Source organism: Pseudoclavibacter sp. AY1H1 (assembly GCF_002931055.1).
In the GTDB taxonomy this organism is placed as follows: Bacteria; Actinomycetota; Actinomycetes; order Actinomycetales; family Microbacteriaceae; genus Pseudoclavibacter.
On the sequence record NZ_PSXX01000001.1, the window covers coordinates 320,250 to 339,426 of the forward strand.

15 protein-coding genes, 1 tRNA gene and 1 pseudogene are annotated in these 19,177 nt (G+C 68.0%); 16 read left to right on the plus strand and 1 reads right to left on the minus strand.

All coding sequences use genetic code 11. The features are described from left to right. Nucleotides 1-26 precede the first annotated feature (26 nt). Entirely contained in the window at nt 27-2,441 is a 2,415-nt protein-coding gene (locus C5E05_RS01490; RefSeq protein ID WP_104340896.1) for a hypothetical protein, read from the minus strand. Between the two features lie 244 nt (nt 2,442-2,685). On the opposite strand from C5E05_RS01490, the gene C5E05_RS01495 reads away from it, so the two are divergent. The 16 genes and pseudogenes from C5E05_RS01495 (at nt 2,686) to hutU (ending at nt 19,112) form a co-directional block, all read left to right on the plus strand. Further along, on the plus strand, nt 2,686-4,065 hold the full coding sequence (locus C5E05_RS01495; RefSeq protein WP_104306873.1) for a glycine--tRNA ligase: 1,380 nt from the start codon (nt 2,686-2,688) through the stop codon (nt 4,063-4,065). Between the two features lie 28 nt (nt 4,066-4,093). Continuing rightward, nucleotides 4,094-4,684 (plus strand): DUF4352 domain-containing protein, encoded by a 591-nt coding sequence (locus C5E05_RS01500; RefSeq protein ID WP_181059289.1) that lies wholly within the window; start codon nt 4,094-4,096, stop codon nt 4,682-4,684. A 77-nt stretch (nt 4,685-4,761) separates the two neighbouring features. Beyond that, a complete protein-coding gene (dusB, locus tag C5E05_RS01505; protein WP_104340897.1) occupies nt 4,762-5,916 on the plus strand; it encodes a tRNA dihydrouridine synthase DusB in 1,155 nt (384 codons plus the stop codon). Nucleotides 5,917-5,918: 2 nt separating this feature from the next. Next, complete coding sequence (locus C5E05_RS01510; RefSeq protein WP_236558441.1) at nt 5,919-7,217, plus strand: deoxyguanosinetriphosphate triphosphohydrolase; 1,299 nt, start codon at nt 5,919-5,921, stop codon at nt 7,215-7,217. Continuing rightward, entirely contained in the window at nt 7,208-9,190 is a 1,983-nt protein-coding gene (gene dnaG / locus C5E05_RS01515; RefSeq protein ID WP_104340898.1) for a DNA primase, read from the plus strand. Before C5E05_RS01510 ends, dnaG begins: the two co-directional genes overlap by 10 nt. An 80-nt stretch (nt 9,191-9,270) precedes the next feature. Next, nucleotides 9,271-10,278, plus strand: a complete 1,008-nt coding sequence (locus C5E05_RS01520; protein WP_104298661.1) for an ATP-binding cassette domain-containing protein — start codon at nt 9,271-9,273, stop codon at nt 10,276-10,278. A 6-nt stretch (nt 10,279-10,284) separates the two neighbouring features. Then, entirely contained in the window at nt 10,285-11,292 is a 1,008-nt protein-coding gene (locus tag C5E05_RS01525; RefSeq protein WP_181059291.1) for an NAD(P)-dependent oxidoreductase, read from the plus strand. A 98-nt stretch (nt 11,293-11,390) separates the two neighbouring features. After that, a tRNA-Asn gene (locus C5E05_RS01530) sits at nt 11,391-11,463 on the plus strand. A 133-nt stretch (nt 11,464-11,596) separates the two neighbouring features. Further along, nucleotides 11,597-12,007 (plus strand): annotated as a pseudogene (locus C5E05_RS20675) (FAD-binding protein); the annotation flags it as partial. A gap of 84 nt (nt 12,008-12,091) precedes the next feature. After that, complete coding sequence (locus tag C5E05_RS20415) at nt 12,092-12,823, plus strand: D-arabinono-1,4-lactone oxidase (protein WP_258064734.1); 732 nt, start codon at nt 12,092-12,094, stop codon at nt 12,821-12,823. A gap of 152 nt (nt 12,824-12,975) precedes the next feature. After that, a complete protein-coding gene (locus C5E05_RS01540) occupies nt 12,976-14,076 on the plus strand; it encodes a M23 family metallopeptidase (protein WP_104340900.1) in 1,101 nt (366 codons plus the stop codon). 155 nt (nt 14,077-14,231) lie between these two features. After that, nucleotides 14,232-15,437, plus strand: a complete 1,206-nt coding sequence (locus tag C5E05_RS01545) for a glutathionylspermidine synthase family protein (RefSeq protein WP_219819480.1) — start codon at nt 14,232-14,234, stop codon at nt 15,435-15,437. Next, nucleotides 15,434-16,036 (plus strand): hypothetical protein, encoded by a 603-nt coding sequence (locus tag C5E05_RS01550; protein ID WP_104340901.1) that lies wholly within the window; start codon nt 15,434-15,436, stop codon nt 16,034-16,036. Before C5E05_RS01545 ends, C5E05_RS01550 begins: the two co-directional genes overlap by 4 nt. Before the next feature lie 38 nt (nt 16,037-16,074). After that, nucleotides 16,075-16,608, plus strand: coding sequence for a HutD family protein (locus C5E05_RS01555; RefSeq protein WP_104340902.1), 534 nt, complete (start codon nt 16,075-16,077; stop codon nt 16,606-16,608). Between the two features lie 106 nt (nt 16,609-16,714). Beyond that, entirely contained in the window at nt 16,715-17,389 is a 675-nt protein-coding gene (locus C5E05_RS01560; protein WP_104340903.1) for an IclR family transcriptional regulator, read from the plus strand. A gap of 64 nt (nt 17,390-17,453) precedes the next feature. Beyond that, complete coding sequence (hutU, locus tag C5E05_RS01565) at nt 17,454-19,112, plus strand: urocanate hydratase (RefSeq protein WP_104340904.1); 1,659 nt, start codon at nt 17,454-17,456, stop codon at nt 19,110-19,112. Nucleotides 19,113-19,177: the final 65 nt, after the last annotated feature.

The window sequence follows — 19,177 nt, forward strand, 5'->3', positions numbered from 1 at the left end:
ACGGCGGGGGCGGGCGCGCCGCGAGATCAGCGGAATTCGACGGTGACCTTCTCCCCGTCGATGGTGAAGGTGCCCTGTTCCCAGATCGTGTCCGATCCTTTCGTGGTTCGCCCGCTCTCACCTGCCGAGATGTACGTGGCGAGACCTCCCTCGATCTCGAAGGAGTCGGAGGTATCGCTGACGGTCACGGTCGGATAGGTGGCGATGCTCCAGTTCACGCTTCGATTCGCGCCGGAGGCGTAGGTGCTGAACGGGCATCCGACGGGAGCCGCGGCCGTCGAGGAGGCACACTCGTCGATCTTGGCGGTGACCGCGGATTCCACCGCGGACTGCAACGCCTCGGTCGGCGTGTAGACGACGTTGCGGGTTGCGACGTGGTCGTCGGCGATGGTGCCGACACGCACCGGCTGGTTCGAGGTGGAGTAGAACTCGGAGATCGTTCCCGTGACGGGGTAGATCGCCGGGTAAGCGTCGAACTGCACCCAGCTCACCGGCTGACTGCCTTCCCAGGTTCGAGAGTCGACGGGGCCGGGGGTCACCGTGACGGCGCCGATCGTGAGGTCCATGGCATGACTCGTGCCGACTGCCGAGGCGAAGACCAGGGGTGTGAGGATCCGCCAGTGCTCGAGCACCAGGAACTCATTGTCAACGCGTTCAGCGACGAGCACGGCCGTCTCCGTCGTCCCTCCGAGCCTGTAAGTGACCTGCACGTTCTTGGTCTCGCGGCCTGAACCCACCGCTGCGGGCGTCGACGGAGTCAGCCAGCCATCCGCGGCGGGTGTCGTGGCGGTTTCGAGCTCGACGATGTCGAGGACGGTGATCCGCTCGGTCGCGGCAGCGAGCATCTCGTCGCTCACATACTGTCGCTGAGCGCTCTCGATGTTGGGGTCGACGAGTTCGCCGGCCAGGCTCGCGTTGCCGTCGGCGATGGCCTGCACGTAGCGGCGGGCTTCCGCGATCGCGCCGCGGTGGCCGTTGACTGCGGTGACCGCAGTGGCGGTTGCCGCGATGATGATCGCCGCGATGGCGAGGGCGGCGCCAGCGCGACGCAGCCTCCGGCGCGCGGGTGCCCCGAGCTGCCGAGCAGTCCACGCAGGTGGGGTGGATGCGGTGGGCTGGGCGATCAGTGGCGGACGTGTCTCCGATCCGTCGGCAGCAGGCGCACGCTCACGGTCGAGACGCGCGAGCAGGCTGACCGTACGGGAATGGAGCCGCGGCGCGATGATCCTGAGTCGAGGCGGCAGCGCCCAGGCGAGGAGCTCGACTGCCAGCGCCCAGATCGCGAAGAGCGCGGGGGTCCAGAACGAGGGCCTGACGCTGATCGTGAGGTCGCCGAGCGAGAAGCCGAGTGCCGATGCCGATCCGGTGAGCACCACCGGCAGGAGCATCGACGTGAGGATCGTCCAGACCAGCAGGGCTGCGGCAGGCAGGCGCCAGAGGCTCGACCATTGCGGGAAGCGTGTCTCGGGCCGACCGACCCCGATGAGCACGGCACTCGCGACCGTCGCGGCGACAACCGGAAGGAGGGCGAGCCACGCATAGGGGAGCTCAGGCGAGAAGACCGACGCGACTGTGCTCGGCCCGAAGGGGATGCTCACGGCGATGGCACCCAGGTGCCCGAGGATCAGGGTGGTGAGGGCGAGGTGCGGTGCCGCGGCCAGGAGCACCGGCACCGACGTCAACGGGCTCTCCGACTGTGCGACGCCGAGGATCATCGCGATGATGCCGAGGAGCGAGCCGGCCACTGCGAGCGTCGCGGTGTAGATGCCGAGCTCCGCCCCGAGGAGCCGCAGCTCTCGTGACCGCGAGCCGGGCAGCGGCGTCTGAGGTGCTCGACCAGGACGGCCTCGTGCGGCAAGAGAACGACCGAGCCATCCGCTCAGGAAGATCGACGTGAACGCCACAGGCGCGAGTGCCGGGCTCAGCGCGGTGACGGTGGCAGCCGCGCCCGGCGTGTCGAGACGCAGGCCGGGTGCTGCGACGCAGAGGAGGAGGACCGCGAACGTGCCGCTTGAGACTGCGGCCGCTCCGAGCCTGCCGCGCCTGCCTCGATCCGCCCCGCGCCGCTCGAGGCCATAGGCAGTCGCGAGGCTGACTGCCAGGACGAACGCCAGCGACGCGAGGGGCCACAGTCCGAGCGTCAGGCCGCTGCCGCCGGTCAGGGAGAAGCCGCCGACTGACTCCACGCCCAGTCTGAGCTGGCCTGAGAAAGGGAGCGCCGTGAGCAGGAGGACGAATTGCCAGAGCAGCTCGAATCCCGACGCCGCGTTCGAGGCGCTCGGCTGATTCCCTGGCGCGAGGTCGCTGAGAAGGAGGGCCAGCGCGGAGCTCAGACCGGCTCCGCTGAAGAGCGCGGCGACAGCGCAGGCTCCGGCGTGCAGAGCACTCGTGGTGATCAGATTCTTGTCGACAGCGCTGGTCAGCGTTGATGTGGGAGTCACAGAGGGTGCCCTTCGGATGCGCGACGTCCTGGGGGACAACGCCATTCGAATGTTCAGATGATTCGCGACATCGTTGCAGACCTCCGAGCAGGCGCAGTGCCGCAGAAGCGGATCTGTGGAGAACCCCTCGCGGACGGCCTTCCGGCATGGAGCCGCTCACGAGCCTGGCGCTTGACTAGACTGACGACTTGCGGCGGACACGACCCTGGGTTCGCCTTCGACACCTCAGCAGGAGTTTCTCTCAATGGCGCAAACCACGCTCGACAAGGTCATCGCTCTCGCGAAGCGGCGGGGCTTCGTCTTCCAAGCGGGCGAGATCTACGGAGGCACTCGCGCCTCTTGGGACTACGGCCCCCTTGGCGTCGAACTCAAGGAGAACATCAAGAAGCAGTGGTGGCAGACGTTCGTCCGCGGCCGCGCTGACATGGTGGGACTCGACTCCTCGATCATCCTGCCCAAGGCGGTCTGGGAGGCATCCGGCCACGTCGCGACCTTCACCGACCCGCTGGTCGAGTGCCTGAGCTGTCACAAGCGCCACCGCCAGGACCACCTCATCGAGGCGTTCGAGGCGAAGAAGAACCGCGCGCCGGAAGGCATGTCCGACATCGTCTGCCCTGACTGCGGGACCAAGGGGCAGTGGACCGAACCCCAGCTGTTCTCCGGCCTCGTGAAGACCTACCTCGGTCCCGTCGACAACGAGGCGGGACTGCACTACATGCGTCCCGAGACCGCCCAGGGCATCTTCGTGAACTTCAACAACGTGCTCACCACGTCGAGGAAGAAGCCTCCCTTCGGCATCGGCCAGGTCGGAAAGGCGTTCCGCAACGAGATCACGCCAGGGAACTTCATCTTCCGCACGCGTGAGTTCGAGCAGATGGAGATCGAGTTCTTCGTGCACCCGGATGAGGCGCAGAAGTGGTTCGAGGACTGGGTCGAGGCCTGCTGGAACTGGTTCACGGACCTCGGGCTGAACCCCGACAACATGCGGCGCTTCGACGTTCCCAAGGAGGAGCGCGCGCACTACTCGGCCGGGACGATCGACTTCGAGTACCAGTTCGGCTTCAAGGGAACCGGCTGGGGTGAGCTCATGGGGGTCGCGAACCGCACGGACTACGACCTCACCTCGCACTCGACCGCGTCCGGCACCGGCCTCAACTACTTCGATCAGGCCTCGGGAGAGCGCTACACGCCATTCGTGATCGAGCCGAGCTTCGGCCTGACGCGATCCATGATGGCGTTCCTCGTCGACTCCTACGTCGAGGAGGAGGCGCCGAACGCCAAGGGCGGCGTCGACATCCGCACCGTTCTGCGGCTCGACCCTCGCCTCGCGCCCGTCAAGGTCGCGGTGCTGCCACTGAGCCGTGACGAACGCCTCAGCCCCGTCGCACGCGAGCTGGGCGACAAGCTCCGCAAGCACTGGAACATCGACGTCGACGACGCCGGCCAGATCGGCCGCCGGTACCGGCGCCAGGATGAGATCGGCACGCCGTTCTGCGTGACGGTCGACTTCGACACGCTCGAGGACAACGCCGTGACCGTCCGCGAACGCGACTCGATGGCCCAGGAGCGAGTCGCCCTGGACCAGCTCGAGGCGTACCTCGCGGGTCGTCTGCTCGGAGCCTGATCGCGCCTCCCGAGTGAACCAGGACGTCGTGGGAACCAGCGAGCGCCCGTCCGCGAGAACGCGGGCGGGTCGCTCGCTGCGGCCTGCGCTCCTGACCATCGCGGCTGCGCTTGTCCTGCTCGCCGTGCTCAGCTACGTGTTCATCTCGGCCCGAGCTACCGACCGGGGAGCTGCCACCCTGGATGCACCGGCGGCGATCGCCGAGTGGCGGGGCGAGGCCTCGGAGCTGCTCCCACGCGACACGGTGAGCGTCGGTGGTGTGCAGCTGTCGGCAACCGAGATCCAGTGCGGCCTGCCGCGGCACGATTGGCGGGGCGGCAGCGCGAGCGCCGCCGGCCAGTTCTGCGTCGTCGACGTCGATCTCCGCAATGGGAGCGGCGAGTCGATCTCCCTCGCGCCGGACGTCTTCGAACTCGAAGACGCTGCGGGGCAGACGTCGATCGCAGACCACGAGACCACCGCCTACGGCACCGATCTGCCTGCCGGTCCCGCGGAGGAGAAGCAGCTCCTCCCATCCGCCTCCACCCGCGTCCATCTGGTCTTCGATGTCTCGACCTCGGCGGCGGGTCCGATGGAGCTGAAGTTCGAGCCTGCTCCCGAGCTGAGGATCGTCTTCTGAGGCGACGAGGGGCTCCTGTTCGAACGTGTCGGGGCTGGCGTGCGAAAGTCGCCTCGACCTGCGAGAATTGATCGGTTATGACCTTGACTGCACTCGACTCGAAGCCGCTGCGCATCGGCCCCCTGGTTCTCGACGTCCCAGTTGTGCTCGCGCCCATGGCGGGCATCACGAATTCCGCCTTCCGGCGCCTCTGCCGCGAGTACGGCGCGGGCCTCTACGTCTCGGAGATGATCACCTCGCGCGCGCTCGTCGAGCGGACGCCGGTGACCATGCGCCTCATCGAGCACCACGAGTCGGAAGAGGTCAGGAGCATCCAGCTCTACGGGGTCGACCCCAAGACCGTCCGCGAGGCCGTCGCGATGCTCGTGGCCGAGGACCGAGCGGACCACATCGATCTCAACTTCGGATGCCCGGTTCCCAAGGTCACGAAGCGTGGAGGCGGGGCCGCGCTGCCGTGGAAGACCTCCCTCTTCCGGGCCATCGTCGAGGGGGCCGCGGAGGCCTCCGGTGACATCCCGCTCACCATCAAGATGCGCAAGGGCATCGACGACGATCACCTGACCTACCTGGAAGCCGGCCGTATCGCGGAGGGTGCTGGCGTCGCAGCCGTCGCACTCCACGGGCGCACGGCCTCGCAGTTCTACTCGGGGCAGGCTGACTGGGATGCCATCGGCAAGCTCAAGGAGACCGTCACGAGCATCCCGGTGCTGGGCAACGGCGATATCTGGGCGGGCGAGGACGCGTTGCGGATGATGGAGCAGACCGGATGCGACGGCGTCGTGGTCGGGCGCGGCTGCCTCGGGCGCCCCTGGCTCTTCGGCGACCTCACGGCTGCCTTCCGCGGCGACTCGACCCGCATCCAGCCGACGCTCGGGGCGGTGGGCGACGCGATCCGTCGACACACCGAGCTCCTCGCGGAGTTCCACCAGGAAGAGGCCCGCGCCTGCCGTGAGATGCGCAAGCACATGTCGTGGTACCTGAAGGGCTACCCGGTGGGTTCCGATGTGCGCTCCGGTCTCGCGCTCATGTCGACGCTCGAGGAGCTCGACGGCCTTCTGGCTCAGCTCGATCGCGACCAGGCCTACCCTGGACAGGACGCCGAGGGCCCTCGCGGGCGAGCGGGAACGCCCAAGCGGCCGTCGCTGCCGGACCGCTGGCTCGAGTCTCGCGAGCTCAACGAGGACCAGAAGGCGAATATCTCCGCCGCCGAGCTGTCCCACTCGGGAGGCTGAGGGTGACGCTTCCCCCTGAGCCGATCGACCGGAGTCCTTACGGCGACCACGATCGAGAGCGCTTCCTCCCCGAGCACCACGAGAACCGTCGACGTTCGACGTTCGCCAGGGACCGGGCGCGGCTCGTCCACTCGAGCGCGCTGCGCAGGCTGGCGGCCAAGACGCAGGTGCTCTCGCCGACGGCCGGTATCGACGCTGCACGCAACCGGCTGACGCACTCCCTCGAGGTCGCGCAGGTGGGACGCGAGATCGCCGGCACGCTCGAACTCGATCCCGACATCGTGGACACGGCGTGCCTGGCCCACGACCTCGGGCATCCGCCGTTCGGGCACAACGGCGAGAAGGCGCTCAACGAGTGGGCGCAGGACATCGGCGGGTTCGAGGGCAACGCCCAGACCCTCCGCATCGTCGCCCGCCTCGAGCCGAAGGTGTTCGGCCCCGACGGTCAGCACTACGGACTCAACCTCACTCGGGCGAGCCTCGATGCGAGCTGCAAGTACCCCTGGACTCGGGAGGCGGGGGCGGAGCGCGGCACGGGAAAGTTCGGCGTGTACGCCGACGACCGCCCGGTCTTCGACTGGGTGCGGCAGGGCGCGCCTGAGGGGCGAACCAGCATCGAGGCACAGGTCATGGACCTGAGCGACGACATCGCCTACTCGGTGCACGACCTCGAAGACGCCATCGTTGAGTCGTTCGTCTCGCTCCCCGAACTCGACGACCTCGCCAACCGCCCGGCGATCCTGTACGCGGCCGCCGACTGGTCGGGGTCGAAGTTCTCCGAGGAGGAACTCGACGAGGCGTTCACTCGCCTGCAGGCGCAGCCCTACTGGATGCGCGAGTACGACGGGTCGAGGGTCGCGCAGGCGGGGCTCAAGAACCTGACGTCGCAGCTCATCGGCCGCTTCGCGAAGGCCGCGACGGCAGCCACGTGGGCCGCGCAGCCGGGGGAGTCGCTCATCCGGTACCGCGCCTCGCTGGTCGTGCCACGCGAGATCCGCGCCGAGATCGCGCTGCTCAAGGGCATCGTCGCGGGCTTCGTCATGTCGCTGGATGCGCGTCGGCCCATCTACGAGCACCAGCGCAAGATCCTGGTCGAGCTGTCGGACATGTTCTGGCAGACCGGCGACCAGCACCTCGACGCGGCGTTCGCCGCCGATTTCCGGGCGGCCGGTGACGACACCGAACGCAAGCGGGTCGTCGTCGACCAGGTCGCGAACCTCACCGACAAGGGCGCTCTCGTCTGGCACGACCGGCTCGCTGCGGCGTCGGAGGTGCCGTCTAGGGTGGCTTCATGGCACTGATCCGCAAGAGCGATATCGAGGAGGTTCGCTCTCGCACGGACATCTCCGAGATCGTCGGCGACCATGTCACCCTCAAGAACGCGGGGATCGGGTCGAAGAAGGGGCTCTGCCCGTTCCACGACGAGCGCACGCCGAGCTTCCACGTGCGGCCGCAGCTCGGCTACTACCACTGCTTCGGGTGCGGGGAGTCCGGTGACGTCTTCACCTTCCTGCAGAAGATGGACCACGTCACGTTCTCCGAGGCCGTCGAGCGCCTCGCGGGGCGCCTCGGGTACGCCCTCACGTACGAGGACGGCGGCCATGCACCCGACCACTCGAAGCGTCTCCGGCTGCTGCAGGCGCACACGGCCGCCGAGACCTACTACCGCGAGCAGCTGCAGGCGCCCGGGGCGGAAGCGGCTCGTGAGTTCCTGGGCGGGCGGGGGTTCGATCCGAGTGCCGCGGCCATGTTCGGTGTCGGGTACGCGCCGCAGGGGTGGGACTCCCTGTCGAAGCACCTCGCGGGCCTCGGCTTCACGACGCCGGAGCTGAAGGAGTCGGGGCTGCTCTCGACCAACGAACGCGGCTCGAGCTACGACCGCTTCCGCGGCCGGGTCATGTGGCCCATCCGCGACACCTCTGGTCAGACCGTGGGGTTCGGGGCGCGAAAGCTCTATGACGACGACAAGGGGCCCAAGTACCTCAACACCCCCGAGTCCCCGATCTACCACAAGGCGCAGGTCCTCTACGGGCTCGACGTCGCGAAGCGCGAGATCGCCAAGCAGCGCCGGGTTGTCGTGGTCGAGGGGTACACCGACGTCATGGCCGCTCATCTCGCGGGTGTCCAGACGGCGGTCGCCACGTGCGGAACCTCGTTCGGCGTCGACCACATCAAAGTGCTGCGCAGGATCATGGACGATGAATCCGCCGGCGGGCAGGTGATCTTCACCTTCGACCCAGACGAGGCCGGCAAGAAGGCCGCGATGCGGGCGTTCGCGGAGGAGCAGCGCTTCGTGGCACAGACCTTCGTCGCCGTGGCGCGCGACGGGCTCGACCCCTGCGATCTCCGTCTCGCGCGGGGTGATGCTGCCGTGCGCGAGCTCATCGACCATCCCATGCCGATGTACGAGTTCGTCATCTCGCAGCAGCTGCTCGGGCACGATCTCGACACCGTCGAGGGCAGGGTCGCTGCCCTCCGGCAGGCGGCTCCCGTGGTCGCCGGCATCCGCGACCCCGCGATGAGACCCGGCTACTCGAGGCGCCTTGCGGGAATGCTCGGGATCGACCTCGTGCAGGTGGAGCAGGCCGTGCGTGCGGCGAGGGGCGCCAGCAAGAACGCGCCGCGCGGGCAGGCGGCGACTCGGGCTCCGGCTCGTGTGCCCGACCAGCGCTCTCGAACGGGCGGGCAACGCGGTCCGTCCTCCGGTCACTTCGAGGAGGAGCCGCCGTTCCCCGACGGCGAGGGGTACGACTTCCCGCCCGACACGAGCGACTTCGGCGGCGGCGCAGTGCGCGCGGTGCGCATGAGCGACCTGCCGAACGATCCCGTCACTCGCCTCGAGCGCGACACGCTGATGGCGGTGCTGCAGCATCCGAGGCGGCTCTCCGACGAGCGCTTCCAGCAGGTCATGGCGGCGGGCTTCACGAACGCGTCGCTCTCGACGGTGCGCGATGGCATCGTCGCGACCCGAGACTCCCTGGGCTCGATGGAGTGGATCACGCGGATCGGGGAGGAAGTGCCGCAGGCGTTCACGACGCTCGTGACCGAGCTTGCCATGGCGTCGATTCCCGCGGGGAGCAAGGACGAGCAGATCGACCTGTATGTCCGGTCGCTGAGCGCATCGCTGGTAGAGCGCGACCTCCTGCGGAGGAAGGCGGAGCTGCTGGGGGCGCTGCAGCGAACGGATGGGCGTGCGGAGCCGGAGCGCTTCCGGTCGCTGAACGAGCAGCTCATGTCGATCGAGAATCAGAAGCGCGAGCTGCGCGAAGGCTAGGCTCGCACGGTGGGCTCGTTGCTCGAAGGCCGAGCGACGGGTGTTCCGGCGGGTTCGGAGAACAAAAGGGGAGACCAGGCATGGCAACGAGCGCAGATCATCAACGGGCCGTCGTCGCCGACGACCTGTCGATCTCCTACATCGAGCACGGGTCGAATCGAAAGCATGAAGCCGTCAGCGGCATCTCGTTCGAGCTCGAGCCCGGTGAGATCCTGGGCGTCGTGGGCACGGCCGGGTCCGGCAAGTCGGCCCTGGGGCGCATCCTGTCCGGCCGTCGCCGCCCCGGCAAGGGGGAGTGGCCGTTCATCACGGGCGGCACGCTCGAGGTCGTCGGCATGGACCTGCGCCACCCGTCGCGGCTCGACCGCCGGCGCATCGATCTGGACATCGGCTACCTCGCGCAGGACTCCGGCGACCAGCTGCGCAACGACCTGACGGTGGCCGAGAACATCGCGGAGCCCATCCTCTCGCGCGATCGCTCGTTCGACCGGAAGCGTCTCGGGCGAGCTGCGGCCATGCTCATCGACGCGGTCGACCTCGAGCTCGGCATGCTGGGCAAGTTCCCGTTCGAGCTGTCGCGAGGCCAGCGTCAGCGCGTTGCGTTCGCCCAGGCCCTCATCGTGGAGCCGAGCGTGCTTGTCGTCGACGAGCCTGCGCAGGGCGTCGACATCATCGCGAGGCCGGCGCTCTTCAGCTTGCTCGAGCGCATCAACGTGGCCCGCAACTGCACGATGATCCTGCTCAGCCATGATCTCCGCGCGATCGAGCGTCTGACGAAGAACGTGCTGGTGCTCGACCGCGGCTTCGTGCTTGCGCGCGGCACCATCGACGAGGTCCTCGCCGACCCGCATCACGCCTACCTGAAGCGCATGCGGGAGGCGCGCGAGTACGCCCTGACGCCCCTGCCAGGGCTCGTCGAACGCGAGACGCTCGCCGCGATGGATCTCGTTGCGGATGGCCTGTTCGGCGACCCCGACGTGGAGCAGCAGAGCGCGGATGCCCAGCGCACCGCCCGCGAGCAGCTTGTGTCCCAGCGCGCGGAGTTCGCCCGCTTTCAGACTGACGAAGACGGCACCGAGAAGGAGTAGCAGCGGATGAGCGCGAGCAGCACGCAGGTTCAGCACACGGCGAGGTTGGCTGAGGAGGCGACCCTGCTCGAGGGGGATGCTCGCCCCGAATCCGGGGCAGTGACGCTGCTCCCCGAGGGCGATGCTGCCCCGTTCGCTGACGCGGTCGTCGCGAACGGCGGACGACTCGTGGACCTCGGCCCGGAGACGCGAGGGATCGTCTACCTGTCCGCATCCAAGGTGCAGGGGCTGATCGACGCTCTCGAGGCGAACCCGCAGGTCACCTGGGTGCAGCTGCCCTTCGCTGGCATCGACAACTTCGCGGCCAAGCTGAAGCCGCACGCCGAGCGTGGGGTGCTCTTCACCTCGGCGAAGGGTGCGTACGCCGAGCCCGTCGCGGAGCATGCGCTTGCGCTGACGCTCGGCCTGCTGCGCGAGTTCCCTCGGCGCCTTTCCGCACGCACGTGGGAGAAGAAGACGGGCACCTCGCTGTACGGCAGGCACGTCGTCATCATCGGTGCTGGCGGCATCGCGCTCGAGCTCCTCGACCTGCTCACGCCCTTCCGCGTGACGACGACGATCGTCCGGGCTCGCGACCTGCCGGTTGAGGGTTCCACTCGCACCGTGACCGCAGACAGGCTCGATGAGGTGCTGCCTGATGCTGACGTCGTCATCGTGGCCGCGGCTGCGACCGATGAGACGCGCGGCCTCATCAACGAGCAGCGCCTGCGTGCCATGAAGGAGACCGCGGTGCTCGTGAACATCGCCAGGGGGCCTCTGGTCGACCCTGACGCGCTCCAGGTGGCGCTCGAGGAGTCCTGGATCGCTGGGGCCGGTCTCGACGTCACCTCGCCCGAGCCGCTGCCGGACGGGCACCCGCTGTGGACCACGCCGCGTCTCATCATCACGCCGCATGCGGCGGATACGCCCGAGATGGTGCAGCCGCTGCTCCAGGAGCGTGTGCGCCGCAACGTGGAGGCGTTCGTGTCCACTGGCCGGTTCGTGGGCATCGCGGATCCGGTTCGGGGCTACTGAGGAGGGCTCGAAGACGGCGGATTCGGGGTGCGCGCGACACGCCAGCGGCTCGATTTCGCATTCGGGCGAAGGTGTTGCTAGTCTCTTCGAGTTGCCAATCCCTGATAGCTCAATTGGCAGAGCAGCCGGCTGTTAACCGGCAGGTTGATGGTTCGAGTCCATCTCAGGGAGCAAGCAGAACCCCAGCGCTTCATGCGCTGGGGTTCTTTCATTTCCGGGCAACTCGTGATCCTCTAGTGGGGTCAGACCATCCCGACACGAGGGCGTGCAGCGAATGAGCAGAGGCGGGTCGAGTCAGGACCGGATGAACTGGGCGCGCTCGCTGAGCTTCTCTGCTCGGGAGATCGTGGAGCCGACCTCGTTCGGCGAGGCCGCGGGCATCATCGCGAGCGCCAGTCGTGTGCATGCCCTCGGTACGAGACACTCCTTCAGCGACGTAGCGGACACCAGTGGTGTGCTGGTGAGCCTGCGGCAAGTGCCCACGGATCTTGTCATCGATGGGCTCGCGGGGACGGCGGTCATGAGCGCAGCAGTCCCGTACGGACGAGTAGCGCCGCAGCTCGATGAGGCAGGCTCTGCGCTCCACAACGCCGGTTCCCTGCCGCATATCTCCGTCGGCGGAGCCGTCGCCACCGGGACGCACGGATCCGGGACTGCCCTTGGCTCGCTCAGCACGGCGGTCCGCGCCCTCGAGATCCTCGGTCCAGACGGTTCGCTCCGGACCATCGAGCGGGGCTCCGAAGGATTCCTCGGCGCAGTTCTCCACCTCGGCCTGCTCGGGGTAGTCACGCGGGTCACCTTGGATATCCAACCGCGCTACAGCATGCGACAGGACGCTTACGGGCCAATGCCTTGGCGCACCTATCTCGAGAACCTTGATCAGGTCCATCGGGCTGGCTATTCGGTCAGCGCATTCACGACCTTCGACGGTGCCGTCAGCGAGGTGCTCGTGAAGTCCCGAATTCCAGAATACGAGGACGACATTGACGTCGAGGATGATCTGTTCGGATCGCCCCGCCTTCCGGGCGAGGCAGACTCCGAAAGCGTGACCGCTCGGGACGGCTCGGTGGGACCCTGGTGGGATCGGCTTCCCCACTTTCCGATCGCCTCCACACCGAGCGTCGGCTCGGAGCTGCAGAGTGAGCACTTCGTGCCGCTCCGGCACGCGGCGGCCGCGCTCGAGGCGGTCCGGGCGCATTCCGCTCGCCTGCAACCGCTGCTGCACGTCTGCGAGCTCAGGACGATGGCGGGGGATGAGCTCTGGCTCAGCCCGACTCAGGGTGAGGACGTGCTCTGCGTGGCGTTCACGTGGAAGAAGCTCGCGGCGCCCGTCCTGGAGCTCCTGTCCGTCATCGAGCGCAGCCTCAGCCCGTTCGAGGCGAGGCCCCACTGGGGCAAGCTCACCTCGCTCGGCCGCGACGAATTCAACGAACTGTATCCGCGCCTGCCCTCATTCCGTCGCCTTGTCTCCGAGGCGGATGCAGATCGGAAATTCGTGTCCCCGTTCAGCGAGCGCCTTCTGGATATCTGAGGGGAATCGCAACGTGCACTGTCGCGAGAGTGTGCCGGAATGCGCGCGATACGCCACCAGTCTCTGAATCAGTACTTCCGCATTCGCGCGAGGGTCTTTAGACTCGGACACGTTGCCCGTGAAGCACCAATTGCAGAATTGCAGGAGACTCCTTGCCGAAGTCATCCACCGCCACGTCAGACACCCACCTCGACGTCCCGGGCCGGCGCGCGCGCAGAGCAAAAGAACGCCGCCGCGCCAGGCTTCTCGCCGTTCCCGTCGTCGCCGCGACGCTCGGCCTCATCGCTGCCGCGTCGATCGGCGCAGCTGCCGTCACGGGTGCGGTCGACGACGGCCAGTCGACGGTGCCGGTCGTGTCCTCGAAGGAGCACGACGGAGTCACCTACACCGTTTCCGGCAGCGTTCCGGGGCAGCTCATCGGCACCCGCGACATTCCTGTCGTGCAGGGAACCGGTGCCGGATCCGCCGGTGGCACGGTGGCACCGGGCGTCCAGTGGCCCGTCGACATGAGCCTCGTGCGAATCAGCGACGGCTTCGGACCACGCAACTCACCGTGCTCGGGATGCTTCTCGAACCACCGCGGCCTCGATATGGCCGGCCCCCAGGGCACACGGGTCGGGACCATCGCCAACGGCATCGTGATCGAGTCCGTTCCGACCGACAGCGGCGGCCTCGGAGCCCACGTCGTCGTCGAGCACCGCATCGACGGCCTGCAGGTGCGTTCCGTGTACGCCCACCTTGTCGCAGGTTCGCCAGCGGTCAAGGTCGGCGACGAGGTCAGGACCGGACAGCTCGTGGGCCTGCTCGGCAACACCGGCGCCTCGACCGGGCCGCACCTGCACCTCGAGACCATCGTCGACGGAACCCACGTCGACCCGCAGAAGTTCCTCAACAAGTACGCGGATGGGGCTGCCGTGGACATCTTCGGCGAGGCGCCGACGTGGAACCCGCCGACGAACGATCCGTCAGAGAAGGACTACTGGGAACCGGGCGAGGACACGCCGAAGCCGCCGGCTGACCAGGTCCCTGACACGCCCGCGCAGCCCGCCCAGCCCTCGACGCCCCCGAAGGACACGACGTCGCCGGCGCCGTCTCCCACGGAGACCGAGTCGTCCACGCCGCCGCCGTCCACGTCGCCGAGCCAGGAGCCCGAGTCTCCGAGCCCAGCTCCGTCGCAGTCGCAGGAGCCAGCGGCCCCGACGCCGCCGGCGGAGTCTGAGTCGGCCGCACCCGGCCCGTCGACGGGTTCGTAGGCACGGAACTCTGCCACGGCCCTGGAAGGGCCAGGCCGCGGCCTCCTCTCAGCGCCATTTCTCCGGGTATTCTCGACCCCCTGGCCCTACTGTTGCTGGGGGATGCTCGTCGGCAGTTCAGCCGGTGAGTGGAGAGATCCGAGGATGGACGAGCTGTGATTCGCACGTACAGTGCTCCGCGCGCCGATTGGCGAGCGAGGTTCGACTCGATCGGCTTCACCTTCTACGACATGGAGTCCGAGGGTGGGCGGCCGTACTGGCAGGAGGAAGCGGCCTACGGCTTCTCAGGAGCCGAGATCGATGCGTTCGAGGAGGCGACGGCTGAGCTGTTCCGGCTCTGCATGGAGGCCTGCGAGCGCATCGTGCGCGATCGTCGCTTCGCGGAGTTCGGCATCCCGGTCGAGCTCTGGGACCTCGTCGAGAAGTCCTGGGACGAGGACGATCCCACCGTGTACGGACGATTCGACCTCGCGTACGACGCTGCAGGCACGATCAAGCTCCTCGAATTCAACGCGGATACGCCCACGTCGCTCGTGGAGTCCGCCGCCGCGCAATGGCAGTGGCTCGTCGAGACACGGGGTGACGGCGCCGACCAGTTCAACCTCCTGCACGAGCTGCTCGTGGAGCAGTGGGTGCACCTCCGAGTGCAGCGCTGGTTCCTCCCGCAGGGCGCGCGCCTCCATCTCGCGTCGCTGCACGATGGCGGCGACGGACAGCTCATCGTCGAGGACGCCGACACCGTTGGCTACATGGCGGAGACCGCGCGTCTCGCCGGTTTCGAGGTGAAGCAGATCTTCATGGAGGATGTGCAGTTCGATGAGGACGCCCACGGCTTCATCGACGGCGACGGGGAGCGCATCGAGCGCATCTTCAAGCTGTACCCCTGGGAGTGGATGGTGCGTGAGGAGTTCGCCCAGTACTTCCCGACCACGCGAGCGACAACCGCCTGGGTCGAGCCGATCTGGAAGATGATGCTCTCCAACAAGCAGCTCCTGGTCGTGCTCTGGGAGCTCTTCCCGGATCATCCGCTGCTGCTCGCGGCCTACCCGACTCCCGATCGACTTCGTGGCAGGGCGTACGTCGAGAAGCCGAAGCTCGGACGCGAGGGCGCCAACGTCACGATGTACGACCTCGTGGGGCGCAAGACGGCCGAGAACGGCGGCGACTACGGCGCCGAGGGCTTCGTGTACCAGGAGCGGGCCACGCTCGCGAACATCGACGGCAAGACGGTCATCGTGGGTTCCTGGATCGTGGGTGAGACGCCTGCCGGTATCGACGTTCGGGAGACCAGTGGGCCCATCACGGGCGACCTCGCCGAGTTCGTGCCCCACTACATCACCGACCATGAGGAGCGACCATGACGTACGAACCGAAGCTGCGCCGCAGCCGTGGCGTGACCCTGTCCGGAATCGCCCGCCCGTCGACGCCGAAGACCGTCGGAGCGATGGGAGTCGCGGCCGCCATGATGTTCCTCGCTGGCTGCAGCACCGTCCCAGATGATGGGGTCGTGGTCGAAGGCGCCGACGGCGAGAACTACGTGCTGCCCGATGGTGCGGAACGCCCGACCTACACGTCGAAGGAGGACTGCCTTGCCGATGTGAACGAGCAGATCCAGCTCCTCGAGCAGCAGGGTGAGCAGCTCGAGGGGGACGCCGAGTCGCTGTGCGAGTCGTCCAGCAGCTACGGAACCCACTACAGCTCCGCACTCTGGCTGGGGCCGGTGCTCTTCGCGTCCTCCCGCTGGAACAGCACTCGCGTGAGCTCGTGGGCACCCGTCACCTCCGGCGGGTTTGCGGCCCCCGGCTCCTCCGCTCACTCCGACGTCGCCCAGAAGGCCCCAGCGGGAGCGACCGTCGGCTCGAGGGCACCATTGAAGAGCGGTTTCGGGGCGACGGGGAAGTCCGGGTTCGGCTCGACGGTGAAGGGCGGCGGCGGCAGCGGCAGCTCGACGGGCGGCTGACCTCTCTCGGCCCGGTCGCGGGGCTGGAGAATGGGGGCATGACCTCCGCCGACGTGATCCGCTACGACGACCTCCAGCCCGCGCCCTGGCAGAACGGTCTGGGGGTGACTCGCACCATCAGAGCCATGCCGGCCGGGTGCGGCTGGTCGCTGAGTATCGCGACGATCGAGCAGCGAGCCGAGTTCTCGCTCATCCAGGAAACTCAGCGTGTGCAGCTCGCGATCGACGCGGTGCGTCTCGAGATCGACGGCCGAGAGGTGGTGCTCGGCCCGGGGGAGCAGGCGCGGTTCGCCGGCACGCAGCACGTCGTCGGGGCATCCGTCGCTGGCAGCTCGCAGGTGCTGAATCTCATGTACTCCGATGCGATTCCCGCTCTCGATGTCGCCGTGGTCCGAGATGCTCGCGAGCTGCCACTCGATTCCGTGGCAGTCGTCGTTCTCGACGGCGAGCTGATCTGCGGGCCGCTGGTCCTCGCCCGCTTCGACACGGTGGTGCTCGAGGGAAGCGTCAGACCGTCGATCTCCGGCCTGCGCGGGCTGTTCGCGGTCGTTCGAGCAGCCGCGCGGAACTGAGGGTGCATTGCCATTTGATGGCAGAACCGTTTTACTAGGTGGAAACAAGCGCGGTCGATCCTCGTAACGATCCACGTCTACGGTTGCCTGCAATGAAGGAGGCACGATGGCCGAACCCTCGACCCGAACAGTCGAACGGGCGCTCTCCCTGCTCGCGATCGTCTGCGAGCACGGCAGCCTGAGCCTGGCCGAGAGCTCGCGCCTCGCGGAACTCTCACCCAGTACGTCGCTCCGGCTGCTGCGCACGCTCGAATCCTCGGGGTTCGTGAGCCGTGATGAAGCGGGTGATTTCCACGCCGGGAGCCGGATCGTGCAGCTCGGGGCGCGAGCGCTCTCGAACGAAAACCTCGTGCTGCTCTGCTCGCCGGCTATGCGCGACATCGCCGAGTCAACCGCCGAGTCGGTCTACCTCAGCGTGCCCGGTCACGCGGACCAGGCGCTCTACATCGCCATCCATGAGGGCACCCAGTCGGTGCGGCACACCAACTGGGTCGGACGCACTATTCCGCTCGAGTGCTCGGCTTCCGGACGGGTGCTTCGTGGTGAGACGCCCGCCGTCGGCTACGTCACGCTCGAGAGCGGCGTCGAGAAGGACGTCACCGCGGTTGCCGCCCCCATCGTGCTCCACGAGCGCGTCATCGGCTCGCTCAGCGTGCTGGTTCCGAGCTACCGCATCACGCCGAGCAAGGTCGAGCGCTACGGCGCCCTCCTCAGCGGCGCGGCCGCCAGCATCGAGCACTCACTCAGCGCGACCACGTCAGCGCGCCCCGGCCCTGCCTGAGCCGGCCCGGGCAGCACTCGTCCCCCCTTCCTCAACTCTTTCCGGTCACCAAGGGATCACGCACATGAACGCACACGAGAACATCAGGGCCCCACGCGGGTCGCAGCTCACTGCGAAGAGCTGGCAGACCGAGGCGCCGCTGCGCATGCTCATGAACAACCTCGACCCGGAAGTGGCCGAGCACCCGGAGAGCCTGGTCGTCTACGGCGGCACGGGCAAGGCGGCGCGCAGCTGGGAGGCGTACGACGCGATTGTCCGCACCCTCACGACTCTGGAGGACGACGAGACGCTGCTCGTCCAATCGGGCAAGCCGGTCGGCGTCTTCCGCACCCACGAGTGGGCGCCTCGGGTCCTCATCGCGAACTCGAACCTCGTCGGGGACTGGGCCAACTGGCCCGAGTTCCGACGACTCGAGGCTGCCGGCCTCACGATGTATGGCCAGATGACGGCGGGTTCCTGGATCTACATCGGCACGCAGGGCATCCTCCAGGGCACCTACGAGACGTTCGCGGCCGCCGCTGAGAAGCGCTTCGGCGGCACGCTGGCGGGCACCCTGACGCTCACGGGTGGCGCGGGTGGCATGGGCGGTGCGCAGCCGCTCGCCGTCACGATGAACGAGGGTGTGGTCCTCATCGTCGACGTGGACGCGAGCCGGCTCGAGCGCCGCGTGCAGCACGGCTACCTCGACGAGATGACCGCCGACCTCGACGACGCGATCGAGCGCGTGCTTGCCGCGAAGCAGGCCCGCGAGCCTCGCTCCGTCGGCGTGGTCGGCAACGCGGCGACGATCTTCCCGCTCCTCCTCGAGCGTGGCGTCGCCATCGACATGGTCACCGACCAGACGAGCGCGCACGACCCACTCGCCTACCTCCCAGAGGGCGTGAGCGTCGAGGAGTGGAAGGCCGAGGCAGAGCGCGACCCGGTCGGCTTCACGGAGCGCGCCCGCGCCTCCATGGCCAAGCAGGTCGAGGCCATGGTCGGGTTCCAGGATGCCGGTGCCGAGGTCTTCGACTACGGCAACTCCATCCGGGCCGAGGCGAAGCTCGGCGGGAACGAGCGAGCCTTCGAGTTCCCGGGATTCGTGCCAGCGCACATCCGCCCGCAGTTCGAGGAGGGGCGCGGACCTTTCCGATGGGTGGCGCTCTCCGGCGACCCCGCTGACATCGCCGCGACCGACCGAGCGATTCTCGAGCTGTTCCCCGACGACGAGCGACTGCACCGCTGGGTCACGGCCGCGAGCCAGAAGGTGCACTTCGAGGGCCTTCCGGCCAGGATCTGCTGGCTCGGCTACCAGGAGCGGCACCTCGCCGGGCTCAAGTTCAACGAGATGGTCGCCTCCGGCGAGCTCTCCGCGCCCATCGTCATCGGCCGGGACCACCTCGATTCCGGCTCGGTCGCCTCGCCGTACCGCGAGACCGAGTCGATGAAGGACGGTTCGGACGCGATCGCGGACTGGCCTCTCCTGAACGCGCTCCTCAACACCGCCTCGGGAGCCACCTGGGTCTCCCTCCACCACGGCGGCGGCGTCGGGATCGGCAGGTCGATCCACTCCGGTCAGGTCATCGTGGCCGACGGCACCGACCTCGCCGCGCAGAAGATCGAGCGCGTGCTCACCAACGACCCCGGCACGGGCGTCATGCGGCACGTGGACGCTGGCTACGAGCACGCCGCCGTTGTCGCGAGGGAACGCGGGCTGCGGGTGCCCATGTGGGAGGGCCAATGACCGAGTGGCGCACCGCGCTCCTCGAGGTCGCCATCACCGAGGAGTCCTCCCGCAGCGAGGTCTGC

Bases quoted from the DNA above. Each gene is read 5' to 3' on its own strand.
- C5E05_RS01520 (WP_104298661.1), top strand. From the start codon at position 9,271: ATGGCAACGAGCGCAGATCATCAACGGGCCGTCGTCGCCGACGACCTG.
- C5E05_RS01550 (WP_104340901.1), top strand. From the start codon at position 15,434: ATGACGTACGAACCGAAGCTGCGCCGCAGCCGTGGCGTGACCCTGTCC.
- C5E05_RS01525 (WP_181059291.1), top strand. From the start codon at position 10,285: ATGAGCGCGAGCAGCACGCAGGTTCAGCACACGGCGAGGTTGGCTGAG.
- dusB (WP_104340897.1), top strand. From the start codon at position 4,762: ATGACCTTGACTGCACTCGACTCGAAGCCGCTGCGCATCGGCCCCCTG.
- C5E05_RS01560 (WP_104340903.1), top strand. From the start codon at position 16,715: ATGGCCGAACCCTCGACCCGAACAGTCGAACGGGCGCTCTCCCTGCTC.
- C5E05_RS01495 (WP_104306873.1), top strand. From the start codon at position 2,686: ATGGCGCAAACCACGCTCGACAAGGTCATCGCTCTCGCGAAGCGGCGG.
- hutU (WP_104340904.1), top strand. From the start codon at position 17,454: ATGAACGCACACGAGAACATCAGGGCCCCACGCGGGTCGCAGCTCACT.
- C5E05_RS01555 (WP_104340902.1), top strand. From the start codon at position 16,075: ATGACCTCCGCCGACGTGATCCGCTACGACGACCTCCAGCCCGCGCCC.
- dnaG (WP_104340898.1), top strand. From the start codon at position 7,208: ATGGCACTGATCCGCAAGAGCGATATCGAGGAGGTTCGCTCTCGCACG.